Raw genomic sequence first — 14,963 nt, 5'->3', positions numbered from 1 at the left:
ACCGGAGGAGCTACCCGACAGTAGCGCGGAAGACACGCGTCGACTCGATGGCTGCACCGTCGCCCACGGTCATCACCTCGGCGTCACGGAGCCCCAGGCGCCGCACTACCTTCGATGCCGCCGCCAGCTCGGCGTCGACGTTCGCACCCTTCATGAGCACGAGCTGGCCACCGGACCGTGCGAGCGGCACAACGAGGGGCAACAGCTTCGTCAACGAGCTCACCGCCCGTGCAGTCACCTGGTCTGATAATTGAGCGTTCTTCACTTCCTCCGCGCGTGCGCGCACGACCTCAACATTAACCAGGCCAAGATCTGCAGTTTCTGCCAGCAACCAATCGACACGACGTTCCATGGGCTCGATGAGCACGAAGCGCACATCCGGCCGCGCGATCGCCAGCACCATGCCAGGCAAGCCCGCACCGCTGCCGACGTCGGCAACGCGGCCGCTATTCCATAGCAGCGGAGCGACCAGAGCACAATTGAGAATGTGTCGCGTCCATAGGCGCGGGAGCTCCAACGGACCGATCAGGCCCAGCAACTCACCACGCTCGGCCAGGTGGGAAGTAAATGCGCGCACAGTCTCGATGCGATCGCCGAACAACTCGACGGAAACGTCCGGTTCGGTTTCGACCGCGCCCGATGGACGGGGATCTGGCATCACGTGTGAGATCAGGCGCGGCGGATCACGGTGTGCCGGTCACGCCCTTCACCTTCGGATTCAGAGACGTACTCACCACCCGAAACTATGTCGTGCACCAGCTTGCGCTCGTACGACGACATCGGAGGAAGCGACGCAGACGCGGATCCTTCTTCGATGCGGGCGATGGCGTGCTCGACGAGTGCGGCGAGCTCGGCCGCCCTGGCCTCACGCGAACCGCCGACGTCGAGGATCAACCGGGAGAACGAGCCGGTCTTGGCCTGGACCGCCAGCCGGGTGAGCTCCTGCAGCGCCGTCACGGTATCGGGCTTGGAGAGGATGCGCAGATTGCTGTCCTGGCTGGAATTGACCGAGATGTAGGCGCGGCCCCCACGCGCGTCGATATCGATGTCGCCATCGAGGTCGGTGATATCGAGCAGCTCCTCGATGTAGTCGGCGGCGATGTCCCCCTCCTCCTCGAGCTGTCCCGGCGTGCGTTCGACCTCCTCGATCGACCCGGTCACAGGCTCGACAACGGGGGGAGGAGACGGCACGGCATCAACTGCCACCGCATCGATCGGCACTGCATCGATCGGCACTGCATCGGGCGTCACGCGGTTGCTCATGGTGCTGCTTTCTTTGGAGGTCAGACGGTCGAGGGCGGCATGCTCCGGCGATCAACCGGGCAGCTCGGCTCCGGCGGGATCAGCGGGGTGTAGCCGGCTTCTTCTTGGCACGGGCCTTGCCGACGGGCTGCTGGCGCTGCGTGGTCTTGGGCTCGACCGCCGGCTTCGCCTCTGACTCTTCGACGATGGTGATGCCGCGGCGCGCGTTGCGCTTCGCGATGCGGTTCTCGCGGGCCAGGGCCGCTTCGCTGCCGGGGGTCGGCATGTTCCTGATGACCAGGAACTGCTGCACCATGGTCCAGAAGTTGGAGACGAGCCAATAGAACATGACGCCGAGGGGGAAGGTGAACCCGGAGAACGCGAATACCAACGGCAGCAGGTAGAGCAGCACGCGCTGCTGCTTGAACATCGGCGAGTTCTTCATCTCGGGCGACTGGTTCTTCGACATGATCTGCAGTTGCGTGATGAACTGCGACCCGGTCATCAGAACCACCATGATGGCCGCGATGATGATGACGTTGATGTTGCCGCCGGCAGTGCTGATCGCGAGGTGCAGCGGTGCACCCAGCAACTCCGACGTACCGAACGACGTCGCCAGTTCCTGGTTCAGGAAGCCGATACCGGCGGGGTTGCCCTCGGACTGGGCTCCCTGGAGCACCGAGAACAGGCCGAAGAAGATCGGCATCTGGATGAGTAGTGGCAGACAGGATGCGAGGGGGTTGGTTCCGGTGCGCTTGTATAGCGCCATTGTCTCGCGCTGCATCGCTTCACGGGAGAACTGGTCTTTCTTTCCCCGGTACTTGTCCTGGATCTTCTTGAGCTGCGGCGCCACTTCGAGCATTCGCCGCTGGCTCTTGATCTGCTTCACGAACAGCGGGATGAGCAGGGCGCGGACCACGAGCACGAGGCCGACGATCGAGAGGACCCAGGTGAGCCCGGCATCGGTGTCCATGCCCGCCGCGGTCAGCAGCGTGTGGAAGGTGACGAGGATCGCCTCGATGACCCACTTGATGGGCCACAGGATCGTTCCGAGAATGTCCATGCGTTGGTCAGGCCTTTCCGCGGCTGTCTACGAGTGCAGCACGCGCGGTGCCGTGGTCGGGGACAACGAACCCGAACCGGGATATTTCATGTGGCATTCCCCGGGATTCAGGAACGTCGTCGATTCCGCCCTCTGCCCAGGGATGGCATCGGGCGATTCGCTTCGTACCGAGCCAGATGCCGCGCACCATTCCGTGGTGCTGGATGGCCTGGAGTGCGTATGACGAGCACGAGGGGTAATACCGGCAGACATCGCCATACAGCGGCGAGATCACGGCGCGATAGATACGGAGGATACCGACGCAGATATTGCGGGGGAGTAACAGGACAGCGGCGATGACATTGCTCATTGTCGTGTCACACCCTTGCTCAGCGCCTCGGAAATCTGGGCTCTCAGGGTATCCCATGGGGCCTGCGCCGCCGCTGGCAATGCGCGCACCACGAGGTCGGTGCCCGGTGCGGCCATCGGCAGCAACTCGAACGCGGCGCCTTTGAGGCGTCGGCGAACCAGGTTGCGCGTGACGGCATTGCCTACACTCTTCGCGACGATGAAACCGAACCGTGGCTCGGCAGCCCGACCGTTGTGCCGCAGGTAGATCACCGAGTGGGGCGACGTCGAGCGCCGCCCCGACCGTACCGTTGCGCGGTAATCGTCGGCGTGGACGATCCTGTTACTGCGCGCCAGCACGGTGCAACCGGACTATGCGGAGAGTTCGGTACGACCCTTGCGACGACGGGCGCCGAGGATGGCGCGGCCGGCGCGGGTGCGCATACGGAGTCGGAAGCCGTGCACCTTGGCGCGACGGCGGTTGTTCGGCTGAAATGTGCGCTTGCTCATAATCGGTCTCCACGACGTATTCGGTGTTCAGGTCTCGGCAGTTCGACTGCGACGGCATTGCATCCACCACACCCACTCGCGGTGCCGGCGACATGGGTGCCGGGATGCGCGGATTCTATGAATCCCTGAAGTGTAGAAAGGCCTGGAAGCCTGAAGTCAACTGATTAAAAATACGGTGTTAATGGCTGATGGTCAAACCCGCCCTGTGGAGAACCGTCGATATTCACAGCAGGCCTGCCCTACCCACGTGCCTGCAGACCCTGCAAACTAAGGTGGTGGAATTGCACAGGCAGTGGATAACCCTGTGTATAGATTCTGGGAGCTGACTCCCACAGAGGGGACTCATGAGCGAAGTAGCCGACGACGTACTGCCGATCTGGCAGGCGGTGCTGACGAGCCTCCGGTCCGATGAGCGCATCACGCCGCAGTTGCAGGGCTTCCTCAGTCTCGTCGAACCCAAGGGGGTCATGGCGGGCACGCTGTATCTCGAAGTGCCGAATGACCTGACCAGGGGCATGTTGGAGCAGCGGATCCGGCTGCCACTACTCGGCGCAATTGCCGGGCTCGGCGACGGCGCATCCGTGGCCAATTTCGCGATCGTGGTCAATCCCGACATATCCCACGATTCACTCTCTGCGCCGGAGACTGCCGAGAAGCCTTATATCGAGCAGCATTCACAGCCATCCTCGCCTGTGGAACACCCGTCGGCGCGCACCGACCCGCGCTCGACACCGCGGGCCGGGGACTCCCGCCTCAACCCCAAGTACAACTTCGACAACTTCGTCATCGGCGGCTCGAACCGTTTCGCCCACGCTGCCGCGGTCGCGGTGGCGGAAGCGCCCGCGAAGGCGTACAACCCGCTCTTCATCTATGGCGACTCCGGCCTGGGCAAGACCCACCTGCTGCACGCGATCGGCCACTATGCGGAGAGCCTGTATCCGGGCATACGGGTGCGCTACGTCAGCTCCGAGGAATTCACGAACGACTTCATCAACTCCATCGCGAACAACCGGGCCTCGGTCTTCCAATCGCGCTACCGCGACATCGACATCCTCCTCATCGACGACATCCAGTTCCTGCAGGGCAAGGACTCGACCCAGGAAGCGTTCTTCCACACCTTCAACACCCTCCACGACCACAACCGCCAGGTGGTCATCACCAGCGACCTGCCGCCGAAGCACCTCACGGGCTTCGAAGACCGCATGCGGTCACGCTTCGAGTGGGGCCTCATCACCGACGTGCAGGCGCCGGACCTCGAGACACGGATCGCGATCCTCCGCAAGAAGGCGCAGAGCGAACGACTGCAGGTGCCGGACGACATCCTCGAGTACATGGCGTCGAAGGTCTCGTCGAATATCCGTGAGCTGGAGGGCACCCTCATCAGGGTGACCGCCTTCTCGAGCCTCAACCGCACCCCGGTCGACCTCGCCCTCGTTCAGACGGTCCTCAAGGACCTCATTACCCTCGACGACGACAACGTCATCGCACCGGTCGACATCATCAACCACACCGCGGACTACTTCAAACTCACCGTCGACGACCTCTACGGCTCATCGAGGTCGCAGGCCGTGGCGACCGCGCGGCAGATCGCAATGTACTTGTGCCGGGAACTGACGAACCTGTCTCTTCCGAAGATCGGCCAGTTGTTCGGCAACCGCGACCACACCACGGTGATGTACGCGAACAAGAAGATCAGCGAGCTCATGAAGGAACGCCGGTCGATCTACAACCAGGTCACCGAGCTGACCAGTCGCATCAAGCAGAACCACCGCTACAGCAAGATCTGATCACCGGGGTCCTCATCGAGGAGGCATTCGCTTTGCTCGAACCGCGGACGATTCTGGGCCCGAAACCAGCGGACAAAGTCCACAGTGTGGATAACTTTGTTGAAACGGTGGATAACTACCCCGAATCGCTCGATTTCGAATTACAAGTTGTGGAAACTGCGCCGAGACGCCGCGATGCGCCGCAGAAACTACACATTTGATTCCACAGCCTGTGCACAACTCACACTCGTGTAGTTCCTCGGGGATGACAGGGATCCAGCGAGTTACTCACAGTTCGCACAGCGGTTAATATTCTTGTTCTTTTAAAAATTCAGTTGTCGAGAAAAGAACCTGTGGTGTCTCGAGAGGCCATTCGGTCGGGACCCGCTGCGCGGGAATCGCTGTGCCAGTATGGGAACCCGAGCCGTCCGCATGTTGCAAGGGGATCACTATGAAGTTTCAGGTCAACAGAGACGTCTTTAGCGAAGCCGTCTCCTTTGCCGTGAAGCTCCTGCCACAACGGACAACGCTTCCCATCCTCAGCGGCGTCCTGATCGAGGCATCGGATGCCGCACTCACGTTGTCATCATTCGACTACGAGGTCTCGGCGCAGACCTCCATCGCCGCCGACATCCAGGAGAGCGGGCGGGTGCTCGTCTCCGGGCGCCTCCTCGCCGACATCGCGAGCCGGCTGCCGAACGCACCGATCACCATGACCACCGAAGGATCGCGGGTCACGGTGTCGTGCGGAACCGCCAATTTCACGTTGCTGAGCATGCCGGTAGAGGAATATCCAAACCTTCCTCAGGTATCCGAGCAATCCGGGATACTGTCAGCAGAGGACTTCGCCGCTGCTGTGTCGCAGGTCGCGGTAGCGGCCTCGCGTGATGACGTCACCCCGGTGATCACCGGGGTGCAGCTCGAGGTCTCCGCGGGATCGCTCAGCCTCGTCGCGACCGACCGCTACCGCGTCGCGGTTCGCGGCATCGCCTGGGATTCCGCGGGATCCGACGTCGACGCCGCGACCGCGCTCGTTCCCGCGCGCACCCTGCAAGAGATCGGCAAGACTTTCGGCCACAGTGGGTCGATCTCGGTGTCGATCGCGCGGTCGGATGAACGCGAGCTGATCGCCTTCCAGTCGGAGAAGCGCACGGTCACCTCGCTGCTCATCAAGGGCAACTTCCCGCCGGTGCGTCGCCTGTTCCCGGAGATCGTCGACAATTTCGCCGTGATGAACACCGCCGAGCTCGTCGAGGCCGTTCGACGGGTGTCGCTCGTGCTCGAGCGGGAGGCAGCCCTCCGGTTCAGCTTCAGCGTCGACGGCGTGAAGCTCGAGGCGGTCGGGTCGGAGCAGGCCCAGGCATCGGAGTCGATCGACGCGTTCCTGACCGGCGGCGACATGGTCGTCTCCCTCAAGCCGCAGTTCCTGCTCGACGGTATCGGCGCGGTTCGCACCGAATTCGTCCGTATCTCCTTCACGAAGACCGACAACCCGAACAAGCCGGGTCCGGTCATGATCACCAGCCAGACGTCGAAGGACCAGGCCGGGGCAGACGACTACCGTTACCTTCTCCAGCCGAACCTCCTCCTTCGGTAGAAACCCCGCACCGGACCGGAGCTCCGCACCACGGCGCCCGAGCCTGCGCAACAGGAATGAGCGACACATGCACATCGGACTCGTCGGCCTCGGAAAAATGGGAAACAATATGCGCGCGCGCCTGCGCGCGGGGGGTGTCGAGGTCACCGGCTACGACCGCAACCCCGATGTGACCGACGTCGCCGGCCTCGCCGAGCTCGCCGACGCACTGCCCGCCCCTCGCATCGTCTGGGTCATGGTGCCGGCGGGGGATATCACCACCGGCGTCGTCCAGGACCTCATCACCGTGCTGTCACCCGGCGACATGATCATCGATGGCGGCAACTCGCGCTTCACCTCCGACGCGGTCCACACCCAGCTGTGCGCCGCGGCGGGGATGTCGTACCTCGACGTCGGCGTCTCCGGAGGAGTCTGGGGCCTCGAGAACGGCTACGGCCTGATGGTCGGCGGAAGCAAGGACGACGTCGATCGCGCCATGCCGGTCTTCGACGCGCTGCGGCCGGAAGGTCCTCGCGACGAATCCTTCGTGCATGCCGGCGGTACCGGCGCCGGCCACTACGCCAAGATGGTGCACAACGGCATCGAGTACGCGCTCATGCAGGCCTTCGCCGAGGGATATGAGCTGCTCGACAAGCGCAGCGACATCATCGACGACGTCACCGGCACATTCAAGGCGTGGCAGCGCGGGACCGTCGTGCGCTCCTGGTTGCTCGAGCTGCTCGTGAAGGCACTCGAGCAGGACCCGGAATTCGACGACATCGAGGGCTACGTCGAGGATTCCGGCGAAGGACGCTGGACCGTCGAGGAAGCACTCGCCAACGCCGTCCCGGTGCCGACGATCAGCGCTTCCATCTTCGCCCGATTCGTGTCCCGCCAGGAAGACGGTTCGCCCGCCATGAAGGCGGTGGCCGCACTGCGCAACCAGTTCGGTGGACACGGAGTCAAGAAGGCCGACTGACCAGGTGCTAGTCCGGCACCTCAGCCTCGTCGACTTTCGTAACTACGAGACCGCCAACATCGCCCTTTCGCCCGGCCCCAACCTGTTCGTCGGCAGCAACGGCCAGGGCAAGACCAACCTGGTCGAATCACTCGGGTACCTCAGCACCCTGTCGTCGCACCGGGTGTCGACCGAGCACGCCATGATCCGGCAGGGCATGGGATCGGCGATCATCCGGGCGCGGCTCGAACACGATGGCCGGGAGCGGCTGGTCGAAGTACAGCTGAACCGGGGCGCCGCCAACCGCGCACAGGTCAACCGGTCGCCGATCAAGGTGCGCGAACTGCCCCGGTACTTCTCGAGCGTGCTGTTCGCCCCCGAAGACCTGGTGCTGGTTCGGGGCGATCCATCGAGCCGCCGGCGGTTCCTCGACGAGCTCCTCGTGCTGCGATCGCCGCGCATGAGCGGTGTGACCGCAGACTACGATCGTGTGCTCAAACAGCGCAACACCCTGCTCAAGTCGGCGCGGGCCGCCGGCATCAAGGGCGGAGGGCTGTCGACACTCGAGGTGTGGGACGACCGGCTGGTGGCGCTCGGGTCGGAGATCATCGCGGCGAGGACCGCCCTCGTCGACGAATTGCGCCCGGAAGTGGCATCCGCATATATATCGGTCGCGGGGGAGGACCACCGCGCTACCCTCGCCACCCAGCTCAGCATCGTGTCGGACCCGGATGCCACCGAGCCGCTGTCCCCTGCAGAGACCGCGCCATCGCCCGCCGACATCGCCGAGGCCTTTCGCACCGCACTGGCACGGGTGCGACGCTCCGAACTCGACCGCGGCGTGACGCTCGTCGGCCCGCACCGCGATGACGTGGTCTTCGGCCTCAACGGCATGGCGGCGAAGGGATATGCCAGCCACGGTGAATCGTGGTCGTTCGCGCTGGCCATCAAGCTGGCGTCGGCCCAGGTGCTGCGCCGTGAGTCGACCTCGGGAGATCCCGTGCTCATCCTCGACGACGTGTTCGCCGAACTCGACCAGTCACGCCGGGCGCGACTGTCGCTCGCGGTCGCCGGGTTCGAGCAGGTGCTGGTCACGGCCGCGGTGTTCGACGACGTGCCGGAGGAGATGACCCGCACCACCGTGCGCATTGTGCAGGGGAAGATCGTCGAATGACAACCGCAGAGCGCACGGGAACCACATGCGGCACGGTGGGGCACGGCGCATGAGTGCCGACGAGGAGTCGGAGTCCCGGCTGGTATTCGAACGCTTTCGGCGCGTGTTCGGCGATGGCCAGTCGAGGTCGAGCGATGCGCGCAAGCGCGCGACGAAGGAACCGGGGTCAAGTTCGGCGTTCGGCGCCGGACGCGATGCACACGGCCTGGGCGACGTTCTCGATTCGCTGACCTCCCGCATGGGGTGGGATTCACCGCTCGCGCAGTCCGAGATGATGGCGTCCTGGGCCGAGATCGCGGGCGAGGAGACCGCCGAGCACTCCCATCCCGCCGGTATAGAGGAGGGAACGCTCACGGTGAAGTGCGACTCCACCGCGTGGGCGACCCAGCTGCGCCTGATGCGGGTGCAGATACTGACGCACATCGCTGTGCGCTACCCGGACGCGGGCATCGTGACGATACGTTTCGAAGGCCCGGGTGCCCCCTCGTGGAAACGCGGCCCCAAATCAGTTCCAGGGCGTGGTCCTCGCGATACTTACGGTTGACAACCCATATTCGGTCATCCCCCACGAATGAGGGCCTCACACGCGCGTGACGCGCTCGGGGCTCCCAGTGGTTTGGTAGACTGGGACAGTCCTTGCGGCAGCTTCCCTCTGAATGCCCGGCCGCGGTTGACATTCTCGATCTATCTGGCAGGAGCCACATTTCCGATGACGTCAAATCCCTCGTCCGATCTGCCCGAGAACGGCTCATCGACCTCCTCCACCCCGTCAGACGCCGCCGACTCCGCCGCTGGCGCCGCGGATGACGCCGCTCCGGCCACCGCGTCGGACATCGCCGAGCCCCGCGACGACACCTACGGTGCTGACCAGATCCAGGTGCTCGAGGGACTCGAAGCGGTGCGCAAGCGCCCCGGCATGTACATCGGATCGACCGGTCCGCGCGGCCTGCACCACCTGGTCTACGAGGTCGTCGACAACTCCGTCGACGAGGCACTCGCCGGCTACTGCGACACGATCCTGGTGACCATGCTGGCCAATGGGGGGATCCGCGTGGTCGACAACGGCCGCGGCATCCCGGTCGACCTCAACAAGTCGGAGAACAAGTCCACGGTCGAGGTCGTCATGACCATCCTGCACGCCGGGGGAAAGTTCGGCGGTGGCGGGTACTCCGTATCCGGAGGACTGCACGGCGTCGGTATCTCGGTCGTCAACGCGCTGTCGAAGGCCGTCGACGTCGAGGTACGCCGCCAGGGTTACGTGTGGCGCCAGAGCTACACCCACGGTGTACCGAACGCCCCGCTCGAGCGTGGGGAGGAATCGGATGCCACGGGCACGACGGTCACCTTCTGGCCGAGCCCCGACACCTTCGAGAGCATCGAATTCGACTACGAGACGCTGAGGGCACGCTTTCAGCAGATGGCGTTCCTCAACAAGGGACTCACCATCGCCCTCACCGACGAGCGTGACGAGTCGGTCGCCAGCACCGGGGCCGCAGCGCAGGCCGGGGCCGTCGCCGAGGCCGGTGACGCCGAGGCAGAGGGGCCGGTGACGGTGTCGTACCTGTACGAGAAGGGCCTCGTCGACTACGTGGAGTACCTCAACTCCGCCAAGAAGGTGGAGGTGGTGCATCCGGAGATCATCTCCTTCGAGCTGGAGGACACCAAGGCCAAGATTTCGCTCGAAGTCGCGATGCAGTGGACGACCTCCTACCAGGAGAGCGTGCACACGTACGCGAACACCATCAACACCCACGAGGGAGGCACCCACGAAGAGGGCTTTCGCGCCGCGCTCACCACCCTCGTCAACCGGTATGCCCGCGAGAAGGGCATCATCCGCGAGAAGGACGAGAACCTCACGGGTGACGACATTCGCGAGGGCCTGACCGCCGTCATCTCGGTGAAGCTTGCCGAGCCGCAGTTCGAGGGCCAGACGAAGACCAAGCTCGGAAACACGATCGCCAAGTCGTTCGTGCAGAGAGTCGCGGGGGAGCAGCTCGGCGACTGGTTCGACCGCAATCCCGCGCAGGGCCGCGACGTGATCCGCAAGGCGATCCAGGCATCGCAGGCGCGGCTCGCCGCCCGCAAGGCTCGTGAGCAGACCCGCCGCAAGGGACTGCTCGAATCGGGAGGCATGCCGGGCAAGCTCAAGGACTGCTCGAGCAAGGATCCCGCCCTCAGCGAGATCTTCATCGTCGAGGGCGACTCGGCAGGCGGCTCTGCGGTGCAGGGACGCAACCCCGAGACCCAGGCCATCCTCCCGTTGCGGGGCAAGATCCTCAACGTCGAGAAGGCCCGACTTGACCGCGCCCTCGGCAACAACGAGGTGCAGGCCATGATCACGGCATTCGGCGCCGGCATCGGGGAGGACTTCACTCCCGAGAAGGCCAGATACCACAAGATCGTGCTGATGGCCGATGCCGACGTCGACGGCCAGCACATCACCACGCTGCTGCTGACCCTGCTGTTCCGCTATATGCGGCCGCTCATCGACCTCGGCTACGTGTACCTCGCGCAGCCGCCGCTGTACCGGCTCAAGTGGTCGAACTCCCCGCACGAGTACGTCTACACCGACCGGGAGCGCGACGCCCTGCTCGAAGCGGGCATCGCGGCAGGCAAGCGCATCCCGAAAGACAACGGGATCCAGCGCTACAAGGGCCTCGGCGAGATGGACTACAAGGAGCTGTGGGAGACCACGATGAACCCGGAGACCCGCACGCTGCTGCAGGTCACCCTCGACGACGCGCTCGTGGCCGACGAGATCTTCTCCACCCTGATGGGCGAGGACGTCGAGTCCCGGCGCAACTTCATCCAGAAGAACGCGAAAGACGTGCGGTTCCTCGACATCTAGCGCGCTCGAGTTGCGCGCCAGTACCCGCGCCGCACGCTGATCCACCCCGTCGCCAGCATCCGCGGCGCCGTCCGAAATCCCTGAGCTCCACGACGCACGACCGAATTGTGAGATTCCATGGCTGACGTAACTCCTCCGGAAGACTCCGAGCCGCAGATCGCGGGCCGCGAGATCGACCTGGCCCACGACAAGGTGGAGCAGGTCGACCTGCAGCTCGAGATGCAGCGGTCGTACCTCGACTACGCGATGAGCGTCATCGTGGGCCGGGCACTCCCCGAGGTGCGCGACGGCCTCAAGCCCGTGCACCGCCGCGTGATCTATGCCATGTACGACGGCGGCTACCGCCCCGACCGCTCGTTCTCGAAGAGCGCCCGTGTGGTCGGCGACGTGATGGGACAGTTCCACCCGCACGGTGACTCGTCGATCTACGACGCGCTCGTGCGCCTCGTGCAGCCGTGGAACCTGCGGTACCCGCTCGCCCTCGGGCAGGGCAACTTTGGCTCTCCCGGTAATGACGGCGCCGCAGCATCCCGGTATACCGAGACCAAGATGGCCCCCCTCGCGATGGAGATGGTGCGGGACATCGACGAGGACACCGTCGACTTCTCCGACAACTACGACGGGCGCACCCTCGAGCCCGACGTGCTGCCGTCGCGGTTCCCGAACCTGCTGGTCAACGGGTCGGTGGGTATCGCGGTGGGCATGGCGACCAACATTCCTCCGCATAACCTGCGGGAAGTGGCATCCGGTGCCCTCTGGTCGCTGGCGAACCCGGATGCGACGCGCGAAGAACTCCTCGAGGCGCTCCTTCAGCGCATCAAGGGCCCGGACTTTCCCACCGGCGCGCAGATCCTCGGCATCAAGGGCATCCAGGATGCCTATCGCACCGGTCGCGGATCGATCACCATGCGGGCGGTCGTCAGCGTCGAAGAGCTGCAGGGCCGCACCTGCCTGGTGATCACCGAGCTGCCGTACCAGGTGAACCCCGACAACCTCGCGGTCAAGATCGCCGACCTCGTCAAGGAAGGCAAGCTCGGCGGCATCGCCGACATCCGCGACGAGACCTCCGGCCGCACCGGCCAGCGCCTCATCATCGTGCTCAAGCGCGACGCGGTCGCGAAGGTGGTGCTCAACAACCTCTACAAGCACACCTCGCTGCAGGAGAACTTCGGCGCCAACATGCTGGCGATCGTCGACGGCATTCCCCGCACCCTCCCCATCGACGGTTTCATCACCGCGTGGGTCGCACACCAGATCGACGTCATCATCCGTCGCACCACCTTCCGCCTGCGCAAGGCCGAAGAGCGCATGCACATCCTCACCGGGTACCTCAAGGCGCTCGACGCCCTCGACGAGGTCATCGCGCTCATCCGCCGCAGCGCCGACGCCGAGGCCGCGCGCGAGGGACTCATCGGGCTGCTCGACATCGACGAGCTGCAGGCCCGCGCCATCCTGGCCATGCAGCTGCGCCAGCTCGCCGCGCTGGAACGACAGAAGATCATCGACGAGCACGATGAACTCGAGCGTCTGATCGTCGACTACCGCGACATCCTCGCCACCCCGCAGCGCCAGCGCGACATCGTGAGCACCGAACTCACCGAGATCGTCGACAAGTACGGCGACGACCGCCGCACCGAGATCATGTTCGGGTTCGACGGCGACATGAACGTCGAAGACCTCATCCCCGAAGAGGAGATGGTGCTCACCGTCACGCGCGGCGGCTACATCAAGCGCACCCGCAGCGACAACTACCGCAGCCAGCACCGCGGAGGCAAGGGCGTCAAGGGCGCCCAGCTGCGCGCGGACGACGTGGTCGAGCACTTCTTCGTGACCACCACCCACCACTGGCTGCTGTTCTTCAGCACCCGCGGCCGGGTGTACCGCGCCAAGGCCTACGAGGTGCAGGAGGCCGGCCGTGATGCCAAGGGCCAGCACGTCGCCAACCTGCTCGCGCTGCAGCCGGGTGAGGAGATCGCGCAGATCCTCGACATCCGCGACTACGAGGTCGCCGAGTACCTGGTTCTCGCCACCAAGGGCGGGTTGATCAAGAAGACCGCGCTGACCGAGTACGACACGAACCGCACCGGCGGCATCATCGCCATCAACCTGCGGGACGACGACGAGCTCGTCTCGGCCATGCTCGTCGAGCAGGATTCCGACGTGCTGCTCGTCTCGCGCAAGGGCATGTCCGTGCGATTCACCGCCGGCAACGACGCGCTTCGTCCGATGGGGCGGTCGACGTCGGGAGTGATCGGCATGCACTTCCGCGGGGATGACACGCTGCTCGACGCATCCGTCGTCTCCACCGAGGGATACGTGTTCGTCGTGACCGAGGGCGGCTACGCCAAGCGCACCGACGTCGACCAGTACCGCGTACAGAACCGCGGCGGCCTCGGCATCAAGGTGGCCAAGCTCGCCGAGAACCGCGGAGACCTGGCCGGCGCCCTGATCGTGGGCGAAGACGACGAGGTGCTCGTCGTGCTCGCGAGCGGCAAGGTGGTACGCTCGTCTGTCGCTGAGGTCCCTGCCAAGGGTCGGGACACGATGGGGGTCGTTTTCGCGCGGTTTGCGGATGATGACAGAATCATCGCAGTTGCCAAGAACAGTGAACGCAATCTGGAAGCCCAGGGCGTGGAAGCTCTCACCGGAGACGTCGCGTCGGACACCCCCGAGGCGCCGCAGGCCGGAGACACATCGGTCGGCGAAAGCACGGCCGGGAAGGACGAATCCGCAGATGAGTAGCGTCGCCGAAAAACTCCAGCGCAAGGCCCCTCGCAAGACCTCCAGCAAGCAGGTGCGCCTCAAGCTGGTGTACATCGACTTCTGGTCCGTCGTGAAGCTCTCGTTCCTGACCTCGATCTGCGCCGGTATCGCGCAGGTCGTCGTGGTGGCCCTGGCCTGGACGATCCTCAACAGCTCCGGTATCTTCCAGCGCGTGAACGACCTGTTCCAGGGCGTGCTCGGCGACGAGACGTTCAGCGTCACCGCGGACTTCTCGTTGCTGCAGGTCACCCTGTTCGCGGTGATCGTGGCGGCGTTGAACATCGTGATCGGCACCGCGCTCGGCGCCGTCGCGACGCTCATCTACAACCTGGCGGCGCGTGTCACCGGCGGGCTGCTGGTCGGATTCCAAAACAGCTGATTAGGGCCGAGTCGGAACCGCTCTCGATTCGGTGAAACACACAGGGTGCGATACTCTCGTATCTGCCCTCACGGGGATATAGCTCAGGCGGTTAGAGCGCTTCGCTGATAACGAAGAGGTCCCAGGTTCAAGTCCTGGTATCCCCACGGTCGGCCTTTCGGGGCCACCACGGGTCCTTAGCTCAATTGGCAGAGCATCGCCTTTGCAAGGCGGGGGTTAGGAGTTCGATTCTCCTAGGATCCACTGGGTAGTACAGCACCATGGCAGTACAGCGTCATGCACGACAGCATCATGTAAGACAGCGTCACCTACAACAGCGTCATGAGAACTGCACGAAGTCGCCAGCACAACGAAAAA

General features: G+C 64.4%; 14 protein-coding genes and 2 tRNA genes. 10 read left to right on the top strand and 6 right to left on the bottom strand.

Features of this window, described 5'->3' with window-relative positions:
• Nucleotides 1-10 precede the first annotated feature (10 nt).
• The 6 genes from rsmG to rpmH form a co-directional block, all read right to left on the bottom strand.
• Complete coding sequence (gene rsmG / locus G5S38_RS06865; protein ID WP_165066328.1) at nt 11-658, bottom strand: 16S rRNA (guanine(527)-N(7))-methyltransferase RsmG; 648 nt, start codon at nt 656-658, stop codon at nt 11-13.
• Between the two features lie 11 nt (nt 659-669).
• Nucleotides 670-1,263: a Jag family protein gene (locus G5S38_RS06860; RefSeq protein ID WP_165066325.1), complete on the bottom strand. Its 594-nt coding sequence runs from the start codon at nt 1,261-1,263 to the stop codon at nt 670-672.
• A 79-nt stretch (nt 1,264-1,342) separates the two neighbouring features.
• Nucleotides 1,343-2,305 carry a membrane protein insertase YidC gene (gene yidC / locus G5S38_RS06855; RefSeq protein WP_165066322.1) on the bottom strand — a complete coding sequence of 321 codons (963 nt, stop codon included), beginning with the start codon at nt 2,303-2,305 and terminating at the stop codon, nt 1,343-1,345.
• Between the two features lie 7 nt (nt 2,306-2,312).
• A complete protein-coding gene (gene yidD, locus G5S38_RS06850) occupies nt 2,313-2,654 on the bottom strand; it encodes a membrane protein insertion efficiency factor YidD (RefSeq protein ID WP_165066320.1) in 342 nt (113 codons plus the stop codon).
• Nucleotides 2,651-2,992 carry a ribonuclease P protein component gene (gene rnpA, locus G5S38_RS06845; protein WP_165066317.1) on the bottom strand — a complete coding sequence of 114 codons (342 nt, stop codon included), beginning with the start codon at nt 2,990-2,992 and terminating at the stop codon, nt 2,651-2,653. Before rnpA ends, yidD begins: the two co-directional genes overlap by 4 nt.
• Nucleotides 2,993-3,004: 12 nt before the next feature.
• On the bottom strand, nt 3,005-3,142 hold the full coding sequence (rpmH, locus tag G5S38_RS06840; protein WP_010204566.1) for a 50S ribosomal protein L34: 138 nt from the start codon (nt 3,140-3,142) through the stop codon (nt 3,005-3,007).
• A gap of 344 nt (nt 3,143-3,486) precedes the next feature.
• On the opposite strand from rpmH, the gene dnaA reads away from it, so the two are divergent.
• The 10 genes from dnaA to G5S38_RS06790 all read left to right on the top strand — a co-directional run bounded on the left by dnaA (nt 3,487) and on the right by G5S38_RS06790 (nt 14,849).
• Nucleotides 3,487-4,929, top strand: coding sequence for a chromosomal replication initiator protein DnaA (dnaA, locus tag G5S38_RS06835; protein ID WP_165066314.1), 1,443 nt, complete (start codon nt 3,487-3,489; stop codon nt 4,927-4,929).
• Nucleotides 4,930-5,359: 430 nt separating this feature from the next.
• Nucleotides 5,360-6,505 carry a DNA polymerase III subunit beta gene (gene dnaN, locus G5S38_RS06830; protein WP_165066311.1) on the top strand — a complete coding sequence of 382 codons (1,146 nt, stop codon included), beginning with the start codon at nt 5,360-5,362 and terminating at the stop codon, nt 6,503-6,505.
• A 43-nt stretch (nt 6,506-6,548) separates the two neighbouring features.
• Nucleotides 6,549-7,463 carry a phosphogluconate dehydrogenase (NAD(+)-dependent, decarboxylating) gene (gene gnd, locus G5S38_RS06825; RefSeq protein ID WP_268921051.1) on the top strand — a complete coding sequence of 305 codons (915 nt, stop codon included), beginning with the start codon at nt 6,549-6,551 and terminating at the stop codon, nt 7,461-7,463.
• Nucleotides 7,464-7,467: 4 nt separating this feature from the next.
• Nucleotides 7,468-8,616 carry a DNA replication/repair protein RecF gene (gene recF / locus G5S38_RS06820; RefSeq protein ID WP_165066305.1) on the top strand — a complete coding sequence of 383 codons (1,149 nt, stop codon included), beginning with the start codon at nt 7,468-7,470 and terminating at the stop codon, nt 8,614-8,616.
• Nucleotides 8,617-8,665: 49 nt separating this feature from the next.
• Nucleotides 8,666-9,160 (top strand): DUF721 domain-containing protein, encoded by a 495-nt coding sequence (locus G5S38_RS06815; protein ID WP_165066302.1) that lies wholly within the window; start codon nt 8,666-8,668, stop codon nt 9,158-9,160.
• A gap of 165 nt (nt 9,161-9,325) precedes the next feature.
• Nucleotides 9,326-11,464 (top strand): DNA topoisomerase (ATP-hydrolyzing) subunit B, encoded by a 2,139-nt coding sequence (gene gyrB / locus G5S38_RS06810; protein ID WP_165066299.1) that lies wholly within the window; start codon nt 9,326-9,328, stop codon nt 11,462-11,464.
• Nucleotides 11,465-11,581: 117 nt separating this feature from the next.
• Nucleotides 11,582-14,206 carry a DNA gyrase subunit A gene (gyrA, locus tag G5S38_RS06805; protein ID WP_165066296.1) on the top strand — a complete coding sequence of 875 codons (2,625 nt, stop codon included), beginning with the start codon at nt 11,582-11,584 and terminating at the stop codon, nt 14,204-14,206.
• The gene (locus tag G5S38_RS06800) at nt 14,199-14,606 is read left to right on the top strand and encodes a DUF3566 domain-containing protein (protein WP_165066293.1); all 408 of its coding nucleotides are present in this window, start codon (nt 14,199-14,201) and stop codon (nt 14,604-14,606) included. The genes gyrA and G5S38_RS06800 overlap by 8 nt, the downstream gene beginning before the upstream one ends.
• Before the next feature lie 72 nt (nt 14,607-14,678).
• A tRNA-Ile gene (locus G5S38_RS06795) sits at nt 14,679-14,752 on the top strand.
• Nucleotides 14,753-14,776: 24 nt separating this feature from the next.
• Nucleotides 14,777-14,849: transfer RNA gene (locus G5S38_RS06790), tRNA-Ala, on the top strand.
• Nucleotides 14,850-14,963: the final 114 nt, after the last annotated feature.

Source organism: Marisediminicola senii (genome assembly GCF_011057645.1).
Classification (GTDB): domain Bacteria; phylum Actinomycetota; class Actinomycetes; order Actinomycetales; family Microbacteriaceae; genus Marisediminicola; species Marisediminicola senii.
Note: the sequence above shows the minus strand (reverse complement) of the source record. Positions and strands in the feature narration are given on the sequence as shown.

What these genes read in the sequence shown, in the direction of transcription:
- rsmG (WP_165066328.1), bottom strand. Translation starts at nt 658, where the DNA reads ATGCCAGATCCCCGTCCATCGGGCGCGGTCGAAACCGAACCGGACGTT.
- G5S38_RS06860 (WP_165066325.1), bottom strand. Translation starts at nt 1,263, where the DNA reads ATGAGCAACCGCGTGACGCCCGATGCAGTGCCGATCGATGCAGTGCCG.
- yidC (WP_165066322.1), bottom strand. Translation starts at nt 2,305, where the DNA reads ATGGACATTCTCGGAACGATCCTGTGGCCCATCAAGTGGGTCATCGAG.
- yidD (WP_165066320.1), bottom strand. Translation starts at nt 2,654, where the DNA reads ATGAGCAATGTCATCGCCGCTGTCCTGTTACTCCCCCGCAATATCTGC.
- rpmH (WP_010204566.1), bottom strand. Translation starts at nt 3,142, where the DNA reads ATGAGCAAGCGCACATTTCAGCCGAACAACCGCCGTCGCGCCAAGGTG.
- dnaA (WP_165066314.1), top strand. Translation starts at nt 3,487, where the DNA reads ATGAGCGAAGTAGCCGACGACGTACTGCCGATCTGGCAGGCGGTGCTG.
- dnaN (WP_165066311.1), top strand. Translation starts at nt 5,360, where the DNA reads ATGAAGTTTCAGGTCAACAGAGACGTCTTTAGCGAAGCCGTCTCCTTT.
- G5S38_RS06815 (WP_165066302.1), top strand. Translation starts at nt 8,666, where the DNA reads ATGAGTGCCGACGAGGAGTCGGAGTCCCGGCTGGTATTCGAACGCTTT.
- gyrB (WP_165066299.1), top strand. Translation starts at nt 9,326, where the DNA reads ATGACGTCAAATCCCTCGTCCGATCTGCCCGAGAACGGCTCATCGACC.
- gyrA (WP_165066296.1), top strand. Translation starts at nt 11,582, where the DNA reads ATGGCTGACGTAACTCCTCCGGAAGACTCCGAGCCGCAGATCGCGGGC.
- G5S38_RS06800 (WP_165066293.1), top strand. Translation starts at nt 14,199, where the DNA reads ATGAGTAGCGTCGCCGAAAAACTCCAGCGCAAGGCCCCTCGCAAGACC.